Source organism: Streptomyces sp. NPDC005402, assembly GCF_040606575.1.
Lineage (GTDB): Bacteria > Actinomycetota > Actinomycetes > Streptomycetales > Streptomycetaceae > Streptomyces.
Genome location: NZ_JBEXFB010000002.1, coordinates 164,549 through 184,972, shown reverse-complemented (window position 1 = coordinate 184,972; position 20,424 = coordinate 164,549). Strand labels below are relative to the sequence as shown.

At 70.6% G+C, this 20,424-nt stretch carries 20 protein-coding genes; 3 read left to right on the top strand and 17 right to left on the bottom strand.

Annotated features, from left to right (window positions below; all coding sequences use genetic code 11):
* Positions 1-16: 16 nt before the first annotated feature.
* Positions 17-2,281: an MMPL family transporter gene (locus tag ABZT02_RS03995; RefSeq protein ID WP_356013964.1), complete on the bottom strand. Its 2,265-nt coding sequence runs from the start codon at positions 2,279-2,281 to the stop codon at positions 17-19.
* A gap of 227 nt (positions 2,282-2,508) precedes the next feature.
* Here ABZT02_RS03995 and ABZT02_RS03990 point away from each other — a divergent pair, with 227 nt between their 5' ends.
* The 3 genes from ABZT02_RS03990 to ABZT02_RS03980 are packed head-to-tail and all read left to right on the top strand — an operon-like array spanning position 2,509 to position 4,470.
* Entirely contained in the window at positions 2,509-3,057 is a 549-nt protein-coding gene (locus ABZT02_RS03990; RefSeq protein WP_356013962.1) for a DUF1697 domain-containing protein, read from the top strand.
* Positions 3,050-3,415: a nuclear transport factor 2 family protein gene (locus tag ABZT02_RS03985; RefSeq protein ID WP_356013961.1), complete on the top strand. Its 366-nt coding sequence runs from the start codon at positions 3,050-3,052 to the stop codon at positions 3,413-3,415. The genes ABZT02_RS03990 and ABZT02_RS03985 overlap by 8 nt, the downstream gene beginning before the upstream one ends.
* A gap of 20 nt (positions 3,416-3,435) precedes the next feature.
* Positions 3,436-4,470 (top strand): 2-dehydropantoate 2-reductase N-terminal domain-containing protein, encoded by a 1,035-nt coding sequence (locus tag ABZT02_RS03980; RefSeq protein ID WP_356013959.1) that lies wholly within the window; start codon positions 3,436-3,438, stop codon positions 4,468-4,470.
* Between the two features lie 7 nt (positions 4,471-4,477).
* Here the strand turns inward: ABZT02_RS03980 and ABZT02_RS03975 are convergent, their stop codons facing one another.
* From ABZT02_RS03975 to sbnA, 16 genes are all read right to left on the bottom strand, one after another.
* Positions 4,478-5,212, bottom strand: a complete 735-nt coding sequence (locus tag ABZT02_RS03975) for a sirohydrochlorin chelatase (protein ID WP_356013957.1) — start codon at positions 5,210-5,212, stop codon at positions 4,478-4,480.
* Between the two features lie 5 nt (positions 5,213-5,217).
* On the bottom strand, positions 5,218-6,096 hold the full coding sequence (locus tag ABZT02_RS03970; RefSeq protein WP_356013956.1) for an ABC transporter permease: 879 nt from the start codon (positions 6,094-6,096) through the stop codon (positions 5,218-5,220).
* Positions 6,083-6,868: an ABC transporter ATP-binding protein gene (locus ABZT02_RS03965; protein WP_356013954.1), complete on the bottom strand. Its 786-nt coding sequence runs from the start codon at positions 6,866-6,868 to the stop codon at positions 6,083-6,085. Before ABZT02_RS03965 ends, ABZT02_RS03970 begins: the two co-directional genes overlap by 14 nt.
* 36 nt (positions 6,869-6,904) lie before the next feature.
* Entirely contained in the window at positions 6,905-8,008 is a 1,104-nt protein-coding gene (locus ABZT02_RS03960) for an aliphatic sulfonate ABC transporter substrate-binding protein (protein ID WP_356013952.1), read from the bottom strand.
* A gap of 222 nt (positions 8,009-8,230) precedes the next feature.
* The gene (locus ABZT02_RS03955) at positions 8,231-9,559 is read right to left on the bottom strand and encodes a GTP-binding protein (protein ID WP_356013950.1); all 1,329 of its coding nucleotides are present in this window, start codon (positions 9,557-9,559) and stop codon (positions 8,231-8,233) included.
* A gap of 2 nt (positions 9,560-9,561) precedes the next feature.
* On the bottom strand, positions 9,562-10,500 hold the full coding sequence (cysD, locus tag ABZT02_RS03950) for a sulfate adenylyltransferase subunit CysD (RefSeq protein ID WP_356013948.1): 939 nt from the start codon (positions 10,498-10,500) through the stop codon (positions 9,562-9,564).
* Positions 10,497-11,060 (bottom strand): adenylyl-sulfate kinase, encoded by a 564-nt coding sequence (cysC, locus tag ABZT02_RS03945; RefSeq protein ID WP_356013947.1) that lies wholly within the window; start codon positions 11,058-11,060, stop codon positions 10,497-10,499. The genes cysD and cysC overlap by 4 nt, the downstream gene beginning before the upstream one ends.
* A complete protein-coding gene (locus ABZT02_RS03940) occupies positions 11,057-11,767 on the bottom strand; it encodes a phosphoadenylyl-sulfate reductase (RefSeq protein ID WP_356013945.1) in 711 nt (236 codons plus the stop codon). Before ABZT02_RS03940 ends, cysC begins: the two co-directional genes overlap by 4 nt.
* Positions 11,764-11,952, bottom strand: a complete 189-nt coding sequence (locus ABZT02_RS03935) for a hypothetical protein (RefSeq protein WP_356013943.1) — start codon at positions 11,950-11,952, stop codon at positions 11,764-11,766. Before ABZT02_RS03935 ends, ABZT02_RS03940 begins: the two co-directional genes overlap by 4 nt.
* On the bottom strand, positions 11,949-13,646 hold the full coding sequence (locus tag ABZT02_RS03930; RefSeq protein ID WP_356013941.1) for a nitrite/sulfite reductase: 1,698 nt from the start codon (positions 13,644-13,646) through the stop codon (positions 11,949-11,951). The genes ABZT02_RS03935 and ABZT02_RS03930 overlap by 4 nt, the downstream gene beginning before the upstream one ends.
* A 125-nt stretch (positions 13,647-13,771) precedes the next feature.
* Positions 13,772-13,855, bottom strand: a complete 84-nt coding sequence (locus tag ABZT02_RS03925) for a putative leader peptide (protein WP_349817346.1) — start codon at positions 13,853-13,855, stop codon at positions 13,772-13,774.
* Positions 13,856-13,982: 127 nt separating this feature from the next.
* The gene (locus ABZT02_RS03920) at positions 13,983-14,555 is read right to left on the bottom strand and encodes a GNAT family N-acetyltransferase (RefSeq protein ID WP_356013939.1); all 573 of its coding nucleotides are present in this window, start codon (positions 14,553-14,555) and stop codon (positions 13,983-13,985) included.
* Positions 14,556-14,572: 17 nt separating this feature from the next.
* Positions 14,573-15,868, bottom strand: coding sequence for a hypothetical protein (locus ABZT02_RS03915; protein WP_356013938.1), 1,296 nt, complete (start codon positions 15,866-15,868; stop codon positions 14,573-14,575).
* A gap of 154 nt (positions 15,869-16,022) precedes the next feature.
* Positions 16,023-17,312, bottom strand: a complete 1,290-nt coding sequence (locus ABZT02_RS03910) for a GAF domain-containing protein (RefSeq protein ID WP_356013937.1) — start codon at positions 17,310-17,312, stop codon at positions 16,023-16,025.
* Positions 17,313-17,556: 244 nt separating this feature from the next.
* Positions 17,557-19,191: an acyl-CoA dehydrogenase family protein gene (locus ABZT02_RS03905; RefSeq protein WP_356013936.1), complete on the bottom strand. Its 1,635-nt coding sequence runs from the start codon at positions 19,189-19,191 to the stop codon at positions 17,557-17,559.
* Positions 19,192-19,435: 244 nt separating this feature from the next.
* Positions 19,436-20,419 carry a 2,3-diaminopropionate biosynthesis protein SbnA gene (gene sbnA / locus ABZT02_RS03900; protein ID WP_356013934.1) on the bottom strand — a complete coding sequence of 328 codons (984 nt, stop codon included), beginning with the start codon at positions 20,417-20,419 and terminating at the stop codon, positions 19,436-19,438.
* Positions 20,420-20,424: the final 5 nt, after the last annotated feature.

The following is a 20,424-nucleotide window of genomic DNA, read 5'->3' as shown; positions in this document are numbered from 1 at the left end:
CCTCACGCAGAGGGGGTCAGACCCTCAGCGGCTCACCTTCGTCGTCCCGCGCCGCGGGTGCGGCCACGGCGTCCGCGGCTTCGTCGTGGGTGAGGTCGGGCAGCCCGTTCAGCCACTGCGGCAGGTACCAGTTGCGCTCGCCGAGCAGCGCCATGACCGCCGGCAGCAGCACGCCCCGGATGATGGTCGCGTCGATGAGCACCGCGGCCGCGAGGCCCACGCCCATCTGCTTCATGGACTGCATGGACAGCGTCCCGAAGATCGCGAACACGGCGACCATGATGACGGCGGCGCTGGTGACGACACCGGCCGTGGTGACCACCCCGTGCTGGATCGCGTCCTTCGTGCTGCGACCCCGCAGCCGTGCCTCGCGGATCCGCGAGACCACGAACACGTGGTAGTCCATCGACAGGCCGAACAGGATCACGAAGAGGAACAGCGGCAGCCACGTGATGATGGCGCCGACGCCCTCCGCGCCCACCAGCGACGCGCCCCAGCCGTGCTGGAAGACCGCGACGAGGATGCCGTAGGCGGCGCCCACCGACAGCAGGTTGAGCACGATCGAGGTGATCGCGACCGTCAGCGAGCGGAACGACAGCAGCATCAGCACGAAGGCGAAGACCACGACGAACGCGAACACCGGGACGACCGCTCCGGCCAGTTGGTCGTTGAAGTCCTTGGAACCGGCCACCTGTCCGGTGATCGGTGCCTCGACACCGTCGACCTTGCCGAGTGTGGCCGGACGTACCTCGTCGCGCAGCCTGTCCAGGCTCCGGCCGGCCTTGTCGAGGTCCGAGCCGCCGACCAGCGGGACGTACACGAAGGCGAGGTTCTGCGCGTCGTGCAGCTTGATCTCGACCGGGCCGCGCGAGGCGCCCGAGGAGATCGCCTTCGCCTTGAAGTCGGCCAGCGCGCCGGTGACTTCGGGGGCGTTGATGTCGGCCGCCTTGACGACCACCTCGGCCGGCTCGGAACCGCCGGGGAAGGCGTCGTTGACCCGGTTGTACGTCTGCACGATCGGCAGCGAGTCGCCGAACTCCTGGTCCAGGGTGAGGTTCTGGGTCTTCATGCCGAGCGCGGGCGCCGCGATGGCGAGCAGCGCGCCGGCCGCGACGACGACCGAGATGACGGGCTTGGCGAGCACGCCCTTCAGCACGGCGGTCCAGAACCGGCTCTCCCGGTTGCCGCCCCGCTTGCGGCGCAGCCGGCTCTCCGGGTGCAGGAAGGGGATCTTGCCCTTCTCGACCCGCCCGCCCAGCAGCGACAGCAGCGCGGGCAGCACGGTCACGGAACCGACCATGGCGACCGCCACGACCATCAGCGAGGCCAGGCCCATCGCCTCGAACTCGGCGAGCCCGGTGAACAGCATGCCCGCCATGGCCACACACACCGTGACACCCGAGACGATGATCGCGCGGCCACTGGTGGCGGCGGCGATCCGCAGAGCGGTCTGGGCGTCCCGACCGGCCTGCCGCTCCTCGCGCTCACGGCGCAGATAGAACAGGCAGTAGTCGACGCCCACGGCCAGACCGACCAGCAGCATCACCGAGTTGGCGGTGTCGCTCATCGGCATGACATGGCTGACGAGGCCCATCAGGCCCATGGTCGCCATGATCGCGGTGACGGCCAGCAGCACCGGCAGCAGGGCCGCGACCACGGCACCGAACGCGATGAGCAGGATGCCGAGGGCCACCGGCACCGCGGAGAGCTCGGCCTTCTCGAAGTCGTCGCCGAACGCGTCGTCGAACGTCTTCATCATGCTGGCGCCGCCGATCTCCTCGATCCGCAGCGACCCGTGCTCCTTCTGCACCCCCTCGACGGCCTTCAGCACCGGCTCGACCCGGTCCCCGGCGGTGTCCGCCTCGCCGCGCATGTCGAACTGCACGAGCGCGCTGCGGCCGTCCTTCGAGATGGTGTTCGTGTCGTACGGCGAGGTCACGTCGGTGACCTTGCCGGTGCCCTCGACCGCCTTCACGACCGCGGCGACGGCCGCCCTGAAGTCGGCGTCGGTCGCCTTGCCACCGGCGTCCCTGGCCTGGATCAGCACCGTTTCACTGGCCGGCTCGTCGATCCCGGCATCCTCGATGATCTTCGCGGCGGTGTGGGTCTCCCCCTTGAGCTGGTCGCTGTCCTTGACGTCGACCCGGCCCGCTGCCGAGCCGAGTCCCATCGCCAGGACGACGAACAGCACCCAGATACCGACGGCAGCCCATCGGTGCCGTGCGCTCCAGCCGCCGGCCCGGGCGGCCAGGCCACGCACCCTTGTGTCTCCGTTCCCCATGCCGGGATTGCCCCCTTGTGAGCGGTGACAGCCCCCTGCCGTCACCTTTCGCTTCGAAGGTATGGGGTGGATAAGAACGTCTCGTCGTGCTGCTCGGTGAAGTGCGGCGCCTTCGACTCCTCCCCTCGGATGCCGGAACCTCCCCACTGGGGAGGAGGGTGACCCTTACATCTAGCGGGCGGCTGTGCGGGGCGGTGATCAGGGTCGACCCGTTCTAGGGTGAGCCAATGACGACCACGTACGCGGCGCTGCTGCGCGGAATCAACGTCGGCGGCAGCAGGAAGGTCCCCATGGCCGACCTGCGCACGCTGATGGAAGGCCTCGGCCACGACGGTGTCCGCAGCTATCTCCAGAGCGGCCAGGCCGTCTTCACCGCCGACCACGGCGACGAGGACTCCCTGGCCGCCGAGCTCACGGAGGCGATCGAGAAGCGGTTCGGCTTCACGGTGGACGTGATCGTCCGCGACCACGCCTACCTCAAGGCGATCGCCGACAACTGTCCCTTCCCGGCCGCCGAGTTGGAGGGCAAGCAGCTCCACGTCACCTACTTCTCCGTCCCCGTCGACGCGGACCGCTTCGCGGAGATCGACCGGTCGGCCCACCTCCCGGAGGAGTTCCGCCTCGGTGACCGTGCCCTGTACCTGTACGCCCCGAACGGCCTCGGCCGCTCCAAGCTCGCCGAGCAGCTGTCCAGGCCGAGGCTGAACAAGGGCGTGATCGCCACCAGCCGCAACTGGAACACCGTCGTCAAGCTGGTGGAGATGACGAGTGAGTGACCGGGGGCCCGCCGTGGAGGCGGCCGTGGAGCGGGAGTTGCGGCTTCTCGACCCCGAGGTGCGCGCCTCGCCCGAGCTGGTGGGCGCGCTGCTGCACCCCGAGTTCCACGAGTTCGGCGCGTCCGGGCGGCACTGGGACCGGGCGTCGATCATCGCCGCCCTCGCCGGGGCCGGTGAGGAGGCGGCCGGCCCGATCGTGGCGTCGGGGATGAAGGGCGTCGAGCTCGCGCCCGGCCTGGTGCATCTCGTCTTCGACACCGAGTCCGACGGCCGCCGCGCGCACCGCAGTTCGCTGTGGCGGCTCACACCGAGCGGGTGGCTGCTCTACTTCCACCAGGCGACACCGTTCGCAGCCTGACGGTGTGCGAGGCTCGTCCCATGCGCTACGTCATCATCGGGGCAGGGGCGGTCGGCGGGGCCGTCGGCGGGCGGCTCGCGGGGGCCGGGCACGAGGTCGTCCTGGCCGCGCGGGGCGCCCACCACGCGGCCCTCAGGGACGGCGGACTGCGGCTGAGAGTGCCGGACGGCGAGTTCACGTACCGGCTCCCGGTCGTGGACGGGCCGGCCGGACTCGGCCCCCTGCGCGCCGACGACGTGCTCGTCCTCGCTGTGAAGACCCAGGACACCGAAGGCGCCCTCGACGCCTGGGGACCGGCCCCGGTCGAGGGCGGCGGCACGGCGGCCGAGCGGCTGCCGCTGCTGTGCGCGCAGAACGGCGTGGAGGGGCAGCGCGTGGCCCTGCGCCGCTTCCGGCACGTGTACGGCGTCTGCGTCTGGCTGCCGGCGACCTTCGTCGAACCCGGGGTCGTCTCCGCCGCGGGCAGTCCGCTCACCGGCATCCTGCACCTGGGCGGGTACCCGCACGGCACGGACGAGACGGCCCGGCGGATCGCCGCCGACCTGGAGAAGTCGAGGTTCGAGGCACCGGTCGTGCCGGACCTGGCCCGCTGGCAGTACGCCAAGCTGCTGGCCAACCTCGCCAACGCCGTCGAGGCGGTCACCGGTCCCGTCGAGAGCGAGGAAGCCCTGGCCCTCGTCGACCGGGTACGGGCCGAGGGCATGGCCGTCCTCGACGCCGCCGGAATCGCGTACGCGAGCGGCGAGGAACAGCGCGCGCTGCGCGGCGACAAGGTCACTCTGCAGCCGCTGGCGGGCGCCCCGCGCGGCGGCGGTTCCTCCTGGCAGTCCCTCACCCGCGGCACCGGCACCATCGAGGCCGACTACCTCAACGGCGAGATCACCCTCCTCGGCCGCCTGAACGGCGTACCGGCCCCGCTGAACGACCTCCTCCAGCGGCTCGCCAACACCTACGCCCGCGAACGCAGACAGGCCGGGTCGATGCCGGTGGCAGAGCTGGTACGGCTGGCCGACGAGGCGGTCGCGGCCGCAGGGAAGGAGCGACCGGGCGAGTAGCGCCGCCTCACGCGCTGACCGGCAGCAGCACCCGCGCCGACGCGCTGTCGTACCGCCGCAGCAGCACCCGCGCCACCTCCGGCGCGGAACCCAGCACCTCGGCCAGGACGTCCGCCTGCGCCGCGCCTCGCGCGATGCGGTCGGGCAGGAACCCCGGGGCGAGGACGTACGGCGCCACGGCCACCTTGGCGCAGCCCATCGCGCGGAGTTCGCGCACCGCGTCCTCGGTGCGGGGCAGGGCCGCGGAGGCGAACGCAGGCCGCACGGCGCACCAACCGGTGTGCCGCCACTCCCGCGCGATTGCTGCGATCACTGCGATCGCCTCCGGGTCGGTGGACCCCGCCGAGGCCAGCACGACCCCGGTCGAGGACTTGTCGGCGGGCGTCAACCCCGCCTCGTACAGCCGTCGTTCGAGCGCCGACAGCAGCAGGGGCGACGGGCCGAGCACCTCGGCCTGCCGGATCCGCAGCTGCGGCGGCGCGTCCCGCAGCACCGCGGGGATGTCCGCCTTGGCGTGGAACGCCCGCGTCAACAGCAGCGGCAGCGCCACGACATCACGGACGCCCTCCGCCGCCAGGGACTCCAACACCCCTTGCGCGGAAGGGATGTTGAAGTCCAGGAAGCCCGTCTCCACCCGTACGTCCGGGCGCAGCGAGCGCACCCGGCGTACCAGAGCGTGCACCGTCGCGGCGTGCCGCGGATCGCGGCTGCCGTGGGCGATGACGAGGAGGACGGGCTTCATGGGACTCAGCCCCTCACCAGCAGACCGCGGCTGCGCAGCACCCACCGCTCCAGCGGGCTGAAGATCAGCAGGTCGATCGCGATGCCGACGAACAGGATGAGCAGGATCGCCTCGAACACCATGGCCATGTCGCTGTTGGTGCGGCCGTTCTCCAGCAACTGGCCGAGGCCCACGCCCAGGTCGGGGAACTGGGCGATGATCTCCGCGGCCATCAGCGAGCGCCAGGAGAACGCCCAGCCCTGCTTGAGACCGGCCACATAGCCGGGCAGCGCAGCCGGCAGGGTGACGTGCCAGATGCCCTTGACGCCGGTCGCCCCCATCGTGCGGCCGGCCCGCAGGAACAGCGGCGGCACCTGGTCGACGCCGGACACCAGGCCGTTGGCGATGGAGGGGACCGCGCCGAGCAGGATCACCGCGTACATCATGGAGTTGTTCAGGCCCAGCCAGATCACGGCCGGCGGCACCCACGCCACCGACGGCAGCGACTGGAGGCCGGACAGGATCGGGCCGATGGCCGCGCGGATGAACTTCACCCGGGCCACGATCAGGCCCAGCGGGGTGCCGATCAGCAGGGCGAAGAAGAAGCCCAGCAGACCGCGCGAGACGCTGGTCCAGATGTAGCCGAGCAGGTCGCCCTGGAGCCAGGCCTCCTTGAACGTGGCGCCGACGGCCGACGGCGAGGGCAGCTTGGACGGGTCGTCCACGATCGGGTAGAGCAGTGCCCAGACCACCAGGACCACTGCGAGCGCGATGACCGGCGGCAGGATCTTGTTGACCAGGGTCTGTCGGAAGGTCGGGCGGCCGGTGGCCTGGGTCTCCAGTGCGTCGAGGCCCGCCTCTACGCTCCCGGCGTCCTGGGCCGGTGTCGTGTCAGTGCTGGCCATGACGGCGGATCTCCCCACGCAGTTCTTCGGTGATCTCACGGGCCAGTTCGGCCACGGGTGCGTCCTCGATGCGGCGCGGCTGCGGGATGTCGACCGTCCACTCGCGCGCGATCCGGCCGGGGCGGGAGGACAGCAGGATCACGCGCTGCGCGAGCCGTACCGCCTCGCGCACGTTGTGTGTGACGAACAGGACCGAGAGTCCGGTCTCCTCCCAGATCCGGGTGATCTCGTCGTGCAGCACGTCCCGCGTGATGGCGTCGAGGGCCGCGAACGGCTCGTCCATCAGCAGCAGGTTGCTCTCCTGAGCCAGCGCGCGGGCCAGGGCCACACGCTGGCGCATACCGCCCGACAGCTCGTGCACGCGCTTGCCGTACGCGCCCTTCAGCCGGACCAGTTCGAGCAGCTCCTCGGCCTTGGCGCGCCGCTCGGGCTTGGGAACTCCCCGGAGTTTCAGGGCGAGTTCGATGTTCTTGCCCGCGGTCAGCCACGGGAAGAGGGCGTGTTCCTGGAACATCAGGGCGGGGCGGCCGTCCGTCGTGATGCCGCCCGTGCTGGGCTGGTCCAGCCCAGCGACCAGGTTGAGCAGCGTGGACTTGCCGCAGCCCGAGGCCCCCAGGAGGGTGACGAACTCGCCCGGCGCGACATCGATGCTGACGTCGTCCAGGACGAGCTGCTGTCCGCCCGGTCCCGCGAACGACTTCGAGACGTGCTCAAGGCGTGCGGCGTACTCGACGGACTCGTCGGCCTTGGCGAGTGTCGTGGTCGTGGCCATGGTCGTCACCTCCTGGGAACTCTTCGGGGACCGGGGTCAGCTGGTGCCGAGACCGGCGGCGTCGACCGGGGACTCGCCGTCGGCCTTGAGGACCTTGTTGAGGATCGTGAGGTCGTAGATCCCGTTCAGGTCGGGCTTCTTCAGCAGACCGGCCTTGACCGCGTGCTCCGCCTCGGTGTTGAGGGTGGCGGCCAGCGGGTCGCTGGTGAACTGGATCGACGTCCAGGCCGGGTCCAGGACCTCGGGCTTGAGCGCCTTGCCGGAGTCCGCCTCCAGCTGCTTGTTCGCCGCCGCCTTCGCCGCGTCCGGATTGGCGTTGATCCACTTGTTGGCTTCCACCGACGCCTTCAGGACGGCCTCGACCGCCTTCGGGTGCTCCTTGAGGAAGTCCTGGCGCACGATGATGTTCGTGATCACGAACTTCTTGTCCGGCCACAGCGACGACTCGTCGAGCAGCACCTTGGCGCCCTCGGCGACCAGCTTGGACGCGGTCGGCTCCGGCACCCAGGCGCCGTCGATGGAACCGGACTTGTAGGCGTCCGGCGTGATCTTGTTGTCGGTGCGGACGACGGTGACGTCACCCTTGCCGCTCTGCGCGTCGACCTTCCAGCCCTGGTCGGCGATCCAGTTGAGGAACGCCACGTCCTGGGTGTTGCCGAGCTGCGGGGTGGCGATCTTCTTGCCCTTGACGTCCTTCAGGGACTTGATCTTGTCCGGGTTGACGACCAGCTTCACACCGCCGGACGCCGAACCGCCGATGATCTTCAGGCTCTTGCCGCCCGACTTGGTGTAGCCGTTGATCGCCGGGGACGGGCCGATCCAGCCGATGTCGATCGACTTGGAGTTGAGGGCCTCGATCTCGGACGGGCCGGCGTTGAAGGTGGCGTACGAGGCCTTCGTGGCCCCGAGCTCCTTCTGGAAGAAGCCCTTGTTGACCCCGACGAGCGCGGTGCCGTGGGTCAGGTTGCCGAAGTAACCGATCTTGACGGAGTCGAGCCCGTCGATCTTCTTGGCCCCGGCGGCGACCTTGACGGTGTCGGTGTCCTTCGCCTGGGAGCCGTAACCGCAGGCGGCGAGGGTGAGCAGCGGGAGCGCGGCGATGACCGCGAAGGTGCGGCGAAGAACTGGTGTAGCAGGCACGGGAGGTGTTCCTCTCGGAGGCCCGGCGGTCACGGTCTTTCAGGTCGTGGCCGGGAGGTCGGCAGGTCTGCGTCTACGGCGGTGGGGGGTGAGGGCGCGCGAGCGGTGCGCGTACGTCAGCGCACACATCGCGCGACTCCGCCCTGCCCGCTGCCGAGCGCGCCGCTGCCTACGCGGCCGCCCTCCTTCGCGAACGTGGAGAAGTAGTCGGTGGAGTTCATGTCAGAAGTCCCACCCGTCGTCCTCGGACTCGTCCTTGACGGGCTCCGGGGACGCGAACGACTCGCCGACCATGCCCGCGGTGAGCGTGGTGCCGTCGTTCGGGTCGATGAGAATGAACGAACCGGTGCGCCGCGAGTCCGAGTAGGAGTCGACGGGCAGCGGCTCGGCGGTACGGATCTTCACGCGGCCGATGTCGTTGGCGACGAGCTGTCCCGGGTGCGGGTGCAGGGACAGGTCGGCGAGCGTGAGACGGGACGGGATGTCCTTGACGATCGCCTTGACCGTACGGGTGCCGTGCTTGAGCAGCACCCGGTGGCCCACGGTCAGCGGGGCGTCCGCCACGTGGCAGACGGTCGCCTCGATGTCCTGGGTGGTCGGCGGGGCGTCCTTGCTGGGGACCAGCAGGTCGCCGCGCGAGATGTCGATGTCGTCCTCCAGGAGGATCGTCACCGACTGGGTCGTCCAGGCCACGTCGACCGGCTCACCGAGCAGGTCGATGCCGGCGATCTTCGTGGAACGGCCCGAGGGCAGCACGGTGATCTGCTCGCCGACGTGGAAGGAACCGGCGGCGATCTGACCGGCGTAGCCTCGGTAGTCGGGGTGCTCGGCGGTCTGCGGCCGGATCACGTACTGCACGGGAAGCCGCGCGTGGCAGTGGGACAGGTCGTGGGTGACCGGGACCGTCTCCAGGTGCTCCAGGACGGTCGGGCCGCCGTACCAGTCCATGTTCGCGGACGGCTCCACCACGTTGTCACCGGCGAGTGCCGAGATCGGGATCGCGGTGACCTCCGGGACGCCCAGTTCGAGCGCGTACGCCGTGAACTCCTCGGCGATCGCGGCGAAGACGCTCTCCTTGTACTCGACCAGGTCCATCTTGTTCACGGCGAGCACCACGTGCGGCACCCGCAGCAGCGCCGCGAGGGCCGCGTGCCGGCGGGTCTGTTCGACGACCCCGTTGCGGGCGTCGATGAGGATCACCGTCAGCTCGGCCGTGGAGGCACCCGTCACCATGTTGCGGGTGTACTGCACGTGGCCGGGGGTGTCGGCGAGGATGAACCGGCGGCGCGGGGTGGCGAAGTAGCGGTAGGCGACGTCGATGGTGATGCCCTGCTCGCGCTCGGCCCGCAGACCGTCGGTGAGCAGTGCGAGGTCGGGGCCCTCGGCGCCCCGGCTCGCCGACGCGCGCTCCACGGCCTCCAGCTGATCCGTCAGGATCGACTTGGAGTCGTGCAGCAGCCGGCCGACGAGCGTCGACTTGCCGTCGTCGACCGAACCGGCGGTCGCGAACCGCAGAAGGGTCGTCTCGGTGAGTTCCGTGGTCGTGCTCATGCTTAGAAGTACCCCTCGCGCTTGCGGTCTTCCATCGCGGCCTCGGACATCTTGTCGTCGGCGCGGGTGGCACCCCGCTCGGTCAGCCGGGAAGCCGCGATCTCCGTGATGACCTGCTCCAGCGTCACCGCGTCGGAGTCCACGGCACCCGTGCAGGACATGTCACCGACCGTGCGGTAGCGCACCAGGCGCTTCTCGATGGTCTCGCCGTCCTTGGGCCCGCCCCACTCACCGGCCGTCAGCCACATGCCACTGCGCGAGAACACCTCACGCTCGTGCGCGAAGTAGATCTCGGGCAGCTCGATGCCCTCACGGGCGATGTACTGCCAGACGTCCAGCTCGGTCCAGTTGGACAGCGGGAAGACCCGGACGTGCTCACCGGGCGCGTGGCGGCCGTTGTACAGGTTCCACAGCTCGGGGCGCTGGCGGCGCGGGTCCCACTGCGAGAACTCGTCACGCAGCGAGAACACCCGCTCCTTGGCGCGGGCCTTCTCCTCGTCCCGGCGGCCACCGCCGAAGACCGCGTCGAACTTCTCCGCCTGGATCTTCTCCGTCAGCGGCAGGGTCTGAAGGGGGTTACGCGTCCCGTCCGTACGCTCCTTGAGTACACCGCGGTCGATGTAGTCCTGTACGGATGCCACATGGAGGCGCAGCCCATGTGCGGCGACCACACGGTCGCGGTACTCAAGCACCTCGGGGAAGTTGTGTCCCGTGTCCACGTGCAGCAGCGAGAAGGGAACCGCCGCCGGAGCGAACGCCTTCAGCGCCAGATGCAGCATGACGATGGAATCCTTGCCGCCGGAGAACAGGATCACCGGCCGCTCGAACTCACCCGCCACCTCACGGAAGATGTGCACGGCCTCGGACTCGAGGGCGTCCAGGTGGGACAGGGCGTACGGAGCCTCCGTGTCCCCCTCCACCTTGGCAACAGTCGTCGTCATGCCAGTCCCCTCTCGGTGAGCAGCGCGTGGACCGCGGCCGCGGACTCCTGGACGGTCTGGTTCTGCGACTCGATCCGCAGATCGGGCGTCTCGGGCTCCTCGTACGGGTCGTCGACCCCGGTCAGCCCGGACAGTTCACCCGCGGCCTGCTTGGCGTACAGGCCCTTCACATCGCGTACGGAGCACACCTCGACCGGGGTCGCCACATGGATCTCCAGGTACGCGGCACCGCTCTCCTGGTGCCGCTTGCGGACGGCCTCGCGGCTGTCGGCGTAGGGCGCGATGACCGGGACCAGCGCCTTGACGCCGTTGCGGGCGAGCAGTTCGGCGAGGAAGCCGATGCGCTGCACGTTGGTGTGCCGGTCCTCGCGGCTGAAGCCGAGGCCCGCGGAGATGAACTCGCGGATCTCGTCGCCGTCGAGCACCTCGACGAGGTGGCCCTCCTCGCGCAGCCGGCCGGCCAGCTCGTACGCGATGGTGGTCTTGCCGGCACTCGGCAGACCCGTGAGCCAGACGGTGGCTCCGGTCGTCACGTGCAACTCCTTGGTAGATGTCGTCATCCGTGCAGCCCGCACTCGGTCTTGCCGCGCCCGGCCCAGCGGCCGGCGCGTGCGTCCTCGCCCTCCAGGACACGGCGGGTGCAGGGGGCGCAGCCGACGGACGCGTAGCCGTCCATCAGCAGCGGGTTGGTCAGCACGCCGTGCTCCGCGACGTACGCGTCCACGTCGTCCTGGGTCCAGCGGGCGATCGGGGAGATCTTGACCTTCTGCCGCTTCTCGTCCCAGCCGACGACCGGGGTGTTCGCCCGGGTCGGGGACTCGTCGCGGCGCAGCCCGGTCGCCCAGGCCACGTAGTTCGCAAGGCCCCGCTCCAGCGGCTCGACCTTGCGCATCCTGCAGCACAGGTCGGGGTCGCGGTCGTGCAGCTTCGGGCCGAACTCCGCGTCCTGCTCGGCGACCGTCCGCGTCGGCGACAGCGTGATGACGTTGACGTCCATCACGGCCTCGACCGCGTCGCGGGTGCCGATGGTCTCCTCGAAGTGGTAGCCCGTGTCGAGGAAGACGACGTCAACGCCCTTGAGGACCCGGGAGGCGAGGTGGGAGACCACCGCGTCCTCCATCGACGAGGTCACGCAGAAGCGCTTGCCGAAGGTGTCGACCGCCCACTGGAGGATCTCCAGCGCGGAGGCGTCCTCCAGATCACGGCCCGCCTGCTCGGCGAGCGCCTTGAGATCGTCGGTTGTGCGCTCTTCCTGAATCGCGGTCATATCTGATCTCCCCCTGCGTCGGTGGGCTGAAGACCCCGGGCGAGGAGCCCGAGGAACTTCAACTGGAATGCGCGGTTGCACGCCGCGCATTCCCAGGCGCCGTGGGCGCCTTCCAGGGCTTCGCTGGGACGGAGGTCCTCGTCGCCGCAGTAGGGGCAGTAGAAGGGGGCGGCCCGCTCGCTCATGAGAGGGCCTCCTCGGCGGCACGCGAGGCCCAGGCGGCGAAGCGCTCGCCGTCCTCGCGCTCGGCCTGGAACCGCTTCAGGACCCGCTCGACGTAGTCGGGCAGCTCCTCGGAGGTGACCTTCAGGCCACGCACCTTGCGGCCGAACCCGGCCTCCAGGCCGAGCGCGCCACCCAGGTGCACCTGGTAGCCCTCGACCTGCTCGCCCCGGTCGTTGAGGACCAGCTGGCCCTTGAGACCGATGTCCGCCACCTGGATACGGGCGCAGGCGTTCGGGCAGCCGTTGAGGTTGATGGTGAGCGGCTCGTCGAAGTCCGGGATGCGGCGCTCGAGTTCGTCGATCAGCTGGGAGCCGCGCTGCTTGGTCTCGACGATGGCGAGCTTGCAGTACTCGATGCCGGTGCAGGCCATGGTGCCGCGCCGGAACGGGGAGGGCTTGGCGGTGAGGTCGAGCGCCTCCAGGGCCTCGACGAGCGGTTGGACCTGAGCCTCCTCGACATCGAGGATGATCATCTTCTGTTCGACGGTGGTCCTGACCCGGCCCGAGCCGTGCGCCTCCGCGACCTCGGCGATCTTCGTGAGCGTGGCTCCGTCGACGCGGCCGACGCGCGGGGCGAAGCCGACGTAGAAGAGGCCGTCCTTCTGCCGGTGCACGCCGACGTGGTCGCGCCAGCGGCCCGAGGGCTCGGCGGGCGCGGGGCCGTCGACCAGCTTGCGCTTGAGGTAGTCGTCCTCCAGGACCTGGCGGAACTTCTCCGGGCCCCAGTCGGCGACGAGGAACTTCAGACGGGCGCGGGTGCGCAGGCGGCGGTAGCCCCAGTCGCGGAAGATGCCCACCACACCGGCCCACACCTCGGGCACCTCGTCCAGCGGCACCCAGGCGCCGAGCCGGACACCGAGCTTCGGGTTGGTGGACAGGCCGCCGCCGACCCACAGGTCGAAGCCGGGGCCGTGCTCGGGGTGCTCGACACCGACGAACGCGATGTCGTTGATCTCGTGCACCACGTCGAGCAGCGGGGAGCCGGAGATCGCCGTCTTGAACTTGCGGGGCAGGTTGGAGAACTCGTGGCTGCCGATGTACCGCTCGTGGATCTCGTCGATGGCCCAGGAGCCGTCGATGATCTCGTCCTCGGCGATGCCGGCGACCGGCGAGCCGATGACGACGCGCGGGCAGTCACCGCAGGCCTCGGTGGTGGAGAGGCCGACCGCCTCCAGGCGGTTCCAGATCTCCGGCACGTCCTCGATGCGGATCCAGTGCAGCTGGATGTTCTGCCGGTCGGTGACGTCGGCGCTGCCGCGCGCGAACTCCTCGGAGATCTCGCCGATGACCCGCAGCTGCTGGGTGGTGAGGCGCCCGCCGTCGATCCGCACCCGCAGCATGAAGTACTTGTCGTCCAGCTCCTCCGGCTCCAGGATCGCGGTCTTGCCGCCGTCGATCCCGGGCTTGCGCTGGGTGTACAGCCCCCACCAGCGCATCCGGCCGCGCAGGTCGTTGGGGTCGATCGAGTCGAAGCCCCGCTTGGAGTAGATCGTCTCAATGCGTGTCCGCACATTGAGACCGTCGTCGTCCTTCTTGAACTGCTCGTTGCCGTTCAGCGGGGTGTGGTGCCCCGCGGCCCACTGACCCTCACCGCGGTGACGGCTCACCTTGCGGCGGGGCGCTGCGGAGGCAGGGTTCTGCGGGGTGGCGGCCATCGTTGTACGTCCTTCGGGACAGGCGGGAAGCGGCTCTTACCTGCGGGTACGGGCGCATGGGTGTACGTGCGCGTCATTGCGCAGGAAGGAGAACGAGAAGATGTGTCGGGAGACGCTGCGGCTCGTCAGCGCACCGGACAGATGGCGCTGGACATGCGGCCGAGATCGACGTGCCGCCGACTCACCAAGGCAATTCCAGTTCCAGACATGACGGAAGCGTGTCACGGCGATCTGGACACAGTCCAGCAATATCCAGCATGTGGACATTCATGTCTCGACAGGCGAGACCAGGGTGTCGTTGGTCACAAAGCTCGCGGGACCTCTTGTTCCCGCAGGTCAGGCCGGGTACGCCCCAGGCCAGGGGCCGGGTGCGGACACGTCGGCCTCCTCATCGACCTTGGTGTCGAAGAGCTGGAAGCCACGGCGCTGGTAGTTGGCCATGGCGTGCTCGCCGTCCTTGGAGCAGGTGTGCAGCCAGACCCGCTTGGTGTCCGTCAGCCCCGGCCAGCGGTCCGCGAGGTCCCAGGCGCGGGCGGTGCCGTAGGAGAGGAGGTGACCGCCGATCCGCCTGCCGCGGAAGGCGGGGATCAGGCCGAAGTAGACGATCTCCACGACACCGTCGTCCTGGGGCTCCAGCTCGACGTATCCGGCGGGCGTGCCCTGTTCGTACGCCACCCAGGTCTCCACGCCCGGCCGCTCCAGGTGCTCCCGCCAGCGCGCGTACGTCCAGGAGAGCCGGTCGGTCCAGAGGATGTCGCCGCCCACCGAGGCGTAGAGGAAGCGGCTGAACTCGGGGGAGGGGACTTCCGCGCGGCGGATGTGCACGTCGCCCTCCGGGGGTTCGGCCGGGAGGAGGTCGGTGGGGGCGGTCTGTTCCAGGGACCAGGTGGTCACGGCGATGTTCGGCATGCCGGTCAGGGAATCATCTATCCCAGAGATCTGTCGATGGAGGCCAGCGGCAGCGCGAACAGCACCCGGCCCGACTGGGACCACACGTCGCCCGTCTGTTCCCAGTACGACAGGGACTCCGACTCCCCGCTCCAGCAGCTGCGGGTCTCGTCCGTGCCGCAGCGGGTGGCCTTCGCGGGGTTCGAGGAGTTCTGGCGCCACAGGGTGCCGTGGTCGCCCTCCGCCCCGGCCGCCCGGCCCAGGTACCACTGGGAGTCGTGCGACAGGACGGGGCCGGAGCCGGAGGCCTTGGTGACGTAGGCCTCGGCCACGCGCGCGTAGCCGTCGGCGTCGGTGGCCAGGAGACCGGAGCGGCCGGGGTCGCCGCTGAAGTCGTAGCGCCACACGCGGGCGCCCGTGTCGCCCTCACCGGAGATCCACTCGCTCGCGACCAGGCTGTCGGGCGCGGTGCTGCGGTCCAGGGAGAGGTAGTCGGGGCGGGTGGCGCCCGCCTGGTCGGTCAGGCGGTAGGAGCCGACGGCGGGCAGGACCCACTGGGCGCCGTGCGCCGACCAGCCGCCGCGGACCCTGCCCACCGTGCTGCTGTCGACGGTGGCCCGCTGGACGCGGTTCATGTCGTAGACGTACAGCGCGTCGCCGCCGTCGCCACTCGCGGTGACCAGCAGCTTGTTCTGGTACCAGACCATTCCGGAGACCTGTGAGACGAGGCCGCGGAAGTCGCGTCCGCCGTCGACCGGGACGGCGAGGAGGACCCAGGAGTAGGTGAGCTGGTTCAGGTCGTCGGCGTCGACGAAGGCGACCCGGGCCAGGCCCCCGCCGTCCGCCGCGGTGCCGGTGCGGCTCCACGCGGAGAGGATCACGCGGTGGGTGCCCCACCTGCCGTCGTCGTCGGCGTCCCCGGAGGTGGTGACCGCCCCGGCCCGCCAGGCGCGGGTGTCGGCGGCGTCCCAGCAGTAGGCGGCGGTGGCCGTCGGCTCCACGGGCAGTGCCGCGCGCTCACCGGACGTGCAGTCGATCGCGTCGCGCAGGGGCCGGTCGGCGGAGTCGAGGACGGCGGAGACACCGACCGGGCGCCCCATCCCGGAGGAGAGCCGGTCGAGGGCACTCTTCGGAACCGGGGACTCCTTGAGGCGCAGCGGAGCGGTCTCGGCGGCCGAGGTCAGCGGTTTCAGCGTCCCGGGATTGGCGGCCACCGTGGCCTGCGAGGCGCTGATCATGGTGGCGGCGGCGGTCAGCGCGAGGGCGGTCCCGGCCAGGAAGGCGCGCAGCGCTTGGCCCCGCTTGCGCCTGCGGTGTCTGCCACGTTGCTTCATACCGTCCTCCCGAGGCGGGCCAACTGCGCCTGATGATCCGTACGTTGACCGAGGAGCAGGTGGGGTGGCCCGTAGAGGGATGCTACGGCAGTAAGGCACCGCCGGGGACGAAGACGCCGCAATTATGCGGAAGATGCACCATGAGCGAGGGTTTTCACCCGGTCTCGGTGGAAGCGCGGGCCCCCAGTACGGCCGGAGCCGTCGAGTGCGGCAGCAGGTCGCCCGGGTTGCCCGGCAGCAGCACCTCGACCTCGGCGCCCTCGCAGAAACGATACGGCCGGTGTTCCAGGAACGCCCCGAGATAGCGCCGTACCCGGGACATCTCCGCACGCACGGTCACCGTGCGGCCCGGATCGCCGAACATGTCCTGCGCCAGGCCCGCCGCGCTGCGGCCCGAGCGGTGCAGGGCCAGCAGGTAGAGCAACTCGGCGTGCCGGGGGCTCAGTTCGTGACTCCAGGTGCCCGCGCCGCCCGACACCGTCACCGTCCAGCGGCGCGGCTGCGCGAGGTCCAGCACGATCCGGATGGCGCCCTGCGGCTCCGGCTCGTCGGAGGCGCGGATCAACCAGCCGCCCGCCAGCGGTTCCAGGGTGCACAGACCGAGCGCCGGCAGCCATCGGCGTCCCGGAGAGAGCGACTTGGGCAGCGCGATCCGGTTGGGATACGGCATTCCGGTCACCGCCGCCGTCCAGCCGTCCCGGTCCACCACCAGCGCCCGGCCGGTGAGCCGGGCGAGCACCGGCGCCGCCACGGCCCGCAGTTGCTCCAGCGAGGTCAGATGCATCTCGCGCAGCCGGGACTCGGCGAGCTTGGCCACCGAGTCGACCCAGGAGAGCGTCGCCGGGTGCATGGTGTCCAGGGGGCCGCTCACGTCGACCACGCCGATCAGCCGGCCGTCGCGCGGGTCCTTGATGGGGGCGCCGGTGCAGGTCCAGGAGGTCTGGGAGCGCACGAAGTGCTCGGAGGCGAAGACCTGGACGGGGCGGCGCACCACCACCGGCGTGCCGATGCCGTTCGTGCCGACGACGTCCTCCCGCCAGTCGGCGCCGAGTTCGAAGCCGGTGCCGTCGGCCTTGCGCAGCACGGGGGAGCTGCCCTCCCGCCACAGCACGCGGCCGTCGTCGTCGGCGACCACCATGATGTGGTGGGCGATGTCGGCGACCGACAGCAGTCCCTCCCTGAGCACCGGCAGGACATGCCTCAGCTGGGTGCCCTCCCGGCGCCGCTGCACCTCCTCGGCGGGCAGCAGACCTGACCGGAAGTCGTGGTCCGGGTCGACGCCGCCGCGCAGCATCCGGCTCCAGGACTCCTCGATCACGGGGCGCGGGGCGAGGGGCGCGCGGCGGCCGGACAGGGTGGCGGAGCGGATGTCGTTCAGTACCCGGGCTGCACGTGCCGTGTCCACGGTGGCTAGGTGGGTCACATGCGTCGGCAAGAGCGGCACAGGTCCTCCCGGTCCCGGATCCGTTGACTGTAAGTCTCATAGTGCCGGTCGCGGCTCGCGGAGGAACACACTCCGCCGACAGACACCAGGAAGTTGCAACCCCCTGCAACCCTGGTGGTGGGCTCCGACTTGTTTGAAACTTGGGCGAACGCCGTCTCGCAGCGGCGTGTTTCGGCCTCCGAGGGCCGCAACGGGGGTGGTGCCGTGTCGGCGCAGCACCACCCCCGTTCTCCTGTCCTGAAGCTCACTCCACGGGCCGGGCCCGCTCCACGACCGACGCGAGGTCCAGGGTCGTGGGCAGCGTGCCGAAGGCCGAACCGCTGTCGCCGCCCAGGCGGGACGCGCAGAAGGCGTCGGCGACCTCCGCGGGGGCGTGGCGGACGAGCAGGGAGCCTTGCAGGACGAGCGCGAGGCGTTCCGTCAGGTGCCGGGCCCGGCCCTCGATGCCCTCCAGATCGGCCAGTTCGGTGAAGAGGCTCTTGGTCGCCGCGGCCAGGCGGTGGTCGGCGCCCCGGGTCACGCCGATCTCCAGGAGGTAGGCGTTCAGAGCCTGGGGTTCTCGCTGGAGGACCCTCAAGACGTCCAGGGCCTGGATGTTGCCCGCGCCCTCCCAGACGGAGTTCAGCGGTGACTCGCGGACCAGGCGGGGCAGGCCCGACTCCTCCACGTAGCCGTTGCCGCCCAGGCATTCGGCGGCCTCCACCGTCAGCGGGGTGCAGCGCTTGGTGATCCAGTACTTGGCCGCCGGCACCGCGATCCTGAGGAAGGCCCGCTCCTGCTCGTCGTCCGTGTCGTAGGCGGCGGCCAGGCGCAGGGCGAGGGTGGTCGCGGCCTCGGACTCCAGGGCGAGGTCGGCCAGGACGTTGCGCATCAGCGGTTTGTCGACGAGCTTGCCGCCGAAGGCCTCGCGGTGGGTGCAGTGGTGGATCGCCTGGGCGACGGCCTGGCGCATCAGGCCCGCCGAGCCGAGGACGCAGTCGAGCCGGGTCGCCGCGACCATCTCGATGATGGTGCGGACCCCGCGCCCCTCGTCGCCGACGCGGCGGGCCCACGTCAGGTCGAACTCGACCTCCGCGGAGGCGTTGGAGCGGTTGCCGAGTTTGTCCTTGAGCCGCTGGAGGAGAAACGTGTTGCGGGTGCCGTCCTCCAGGACGCGGGGGACGAGGAAGCAGGTGAGTCCGCCCGGCGCCTGGGCGAGGACCAGGAAACCGTCCGACATGGGGGCCGAGCAGAACCACTTGTGGCCGGTGAGTTCGTAGGTCTCGCCGTCGGGCAGGGGCCGCGCGGACGTCGTGTTCGCCCGGACGTCGCTGCCGCCCTGCTTCTCCGTCATCCCCATCCCGAACAGCGCACCGGCCTTGAGGTGGGCGGGCCGCAGCTCGCGGTCGTAGACCATGGAGGTCAGACGCGGCTCCCACTCGGCGGCGAGGTCCGGGTCGGTGCGCAGAGCGGGGACCGCGGCGTGGGTCATCGACAGGGGGCAGCAGTTGCCCGCGTCGACCTGCGTCCACAGGAGGAAGGCCGCCGCTCGCCGTACGTGTCCGCCGGGGCGGGCCCAGGCGGCGGTCAGGCCCGCCGAGACGCCCTTGCCGAGCACCCGGTGCCACGCCGGATGGAACTCGACCTCGTCGATACGGTGGCCGTGGCGGTCGTGGGTGCGCAGCCGGGGCGGGTTCTCGTTGGCCTGGAGCCCCCACTCCTGCACCTGCGCCGAGCCGCAGGCCCGGCCGAGCGCGGCCAGCTCGCCGTGGACCTCGTCGAGCAGGGCCGGGTCGAGGTGCCGCTGGACGGCCTCCTTGAGCGCGCGGTCGGCGCCGTAGACGTCGTAGCCGATCAGGGCTGGGGGCTGGTTGGTCACGGTGTGCGTGGTGCCTGCCATGCCTGCGAAAGTACCCCGCACGGCGGCGGTCACCTCACGGACACGGCGCCGGGTGGCGTGATCGCGGAGGGCGAGCCGTGGATTCCCCACGCTGCCACGACCCCGGCCGGCCGGCGCCGGTGTCGGCAGGTGGAACCTCCGCTGTTCCGCGGGGCACCGCCCGCCCGCCTCCGCCGACCGCGCCGCGCCCTTTCGCCCGCCCTGCGGAGGACGGGCGACAGGGTTGCCGTCCGGTGTTCGGCGCTCACGCGAGGTGGGCCATCACCTCCGCCGTCTGGTGAACGGGGTCCGCCTCGGGCAGGCCGTGCGGCCAGTCGGGGCGGTACACCGTGTCGAGGTAGCGCTCGCCGAGGTCCGGGGCGATCGCCACCGCGGTGAGGCCGCGCCGGCCGTGGGCGGACAGCCACTGGTGGGCACCGCTGACGACCGTGCCGGTGGAGCCGCCGAACAGGAAACCCCGGGCGGCCAGCCGTCGGCAGACCTGGAGCGTGTCCGGTTCCTCGACGAGCACCACGTCGTCGATGTACGACCTGTCGAGCAGCTGCGGCGGCACGCTGGTGCCGAGCCCCGGGATCATCCGGACGCCGGGCGGCCCGCCGAAGGTGACCGAGCCGACGCTGTCGACGGCGACGATGCGCACCGGCCGCCGCCACTGCCAGAACCAGCGGGCGCAGCCCATCAGGGTCCCGGTGGTGCCGGCCCCCACGAACAGGACGTCCAGGTCGGGGAAGCGGCGCGCGATGTCCGGCGCGGTGGTGCGGTAGTGCGCCCGCCAGTTCCCCTGGTTGCTGTACTGGTTCAGCCACACGTACCGCTCGTCCGAGGCGCACAGCGCCCGCACGTAGGCGAGCCGGGCGCCCAGGTAACCGTCGTGCAGGTTCGGCTCCCTGACCATGTGCACCCGGGTGCCGAGTGCCTCCATCAGCCGGATCGTCACCGCGTTGCACCGGGTGTCCGTCACGCACAGGAACCGGTAGCCCCGGCTCGCCGCGATCATGCTCAGGGCCACCCCCAGGTTCCCCGACGACGACTCGACCAGGATCGACCCGGGCCGCAGGGTGCCGTCGCGCTCGGCGGCGTTCACCATCTCGCGGGCCGCCTTCAGCTTGATGGACCCGGCGAAGTTGAAGCCCTCGCACTTCAGGAACAGCGGTAGCTCCAGCGCCGCCCGCAGGTCGACGTAGAGGTCGGACTCGTTGAACTCCGAAGGATCGGATATGACGGGCATGACGC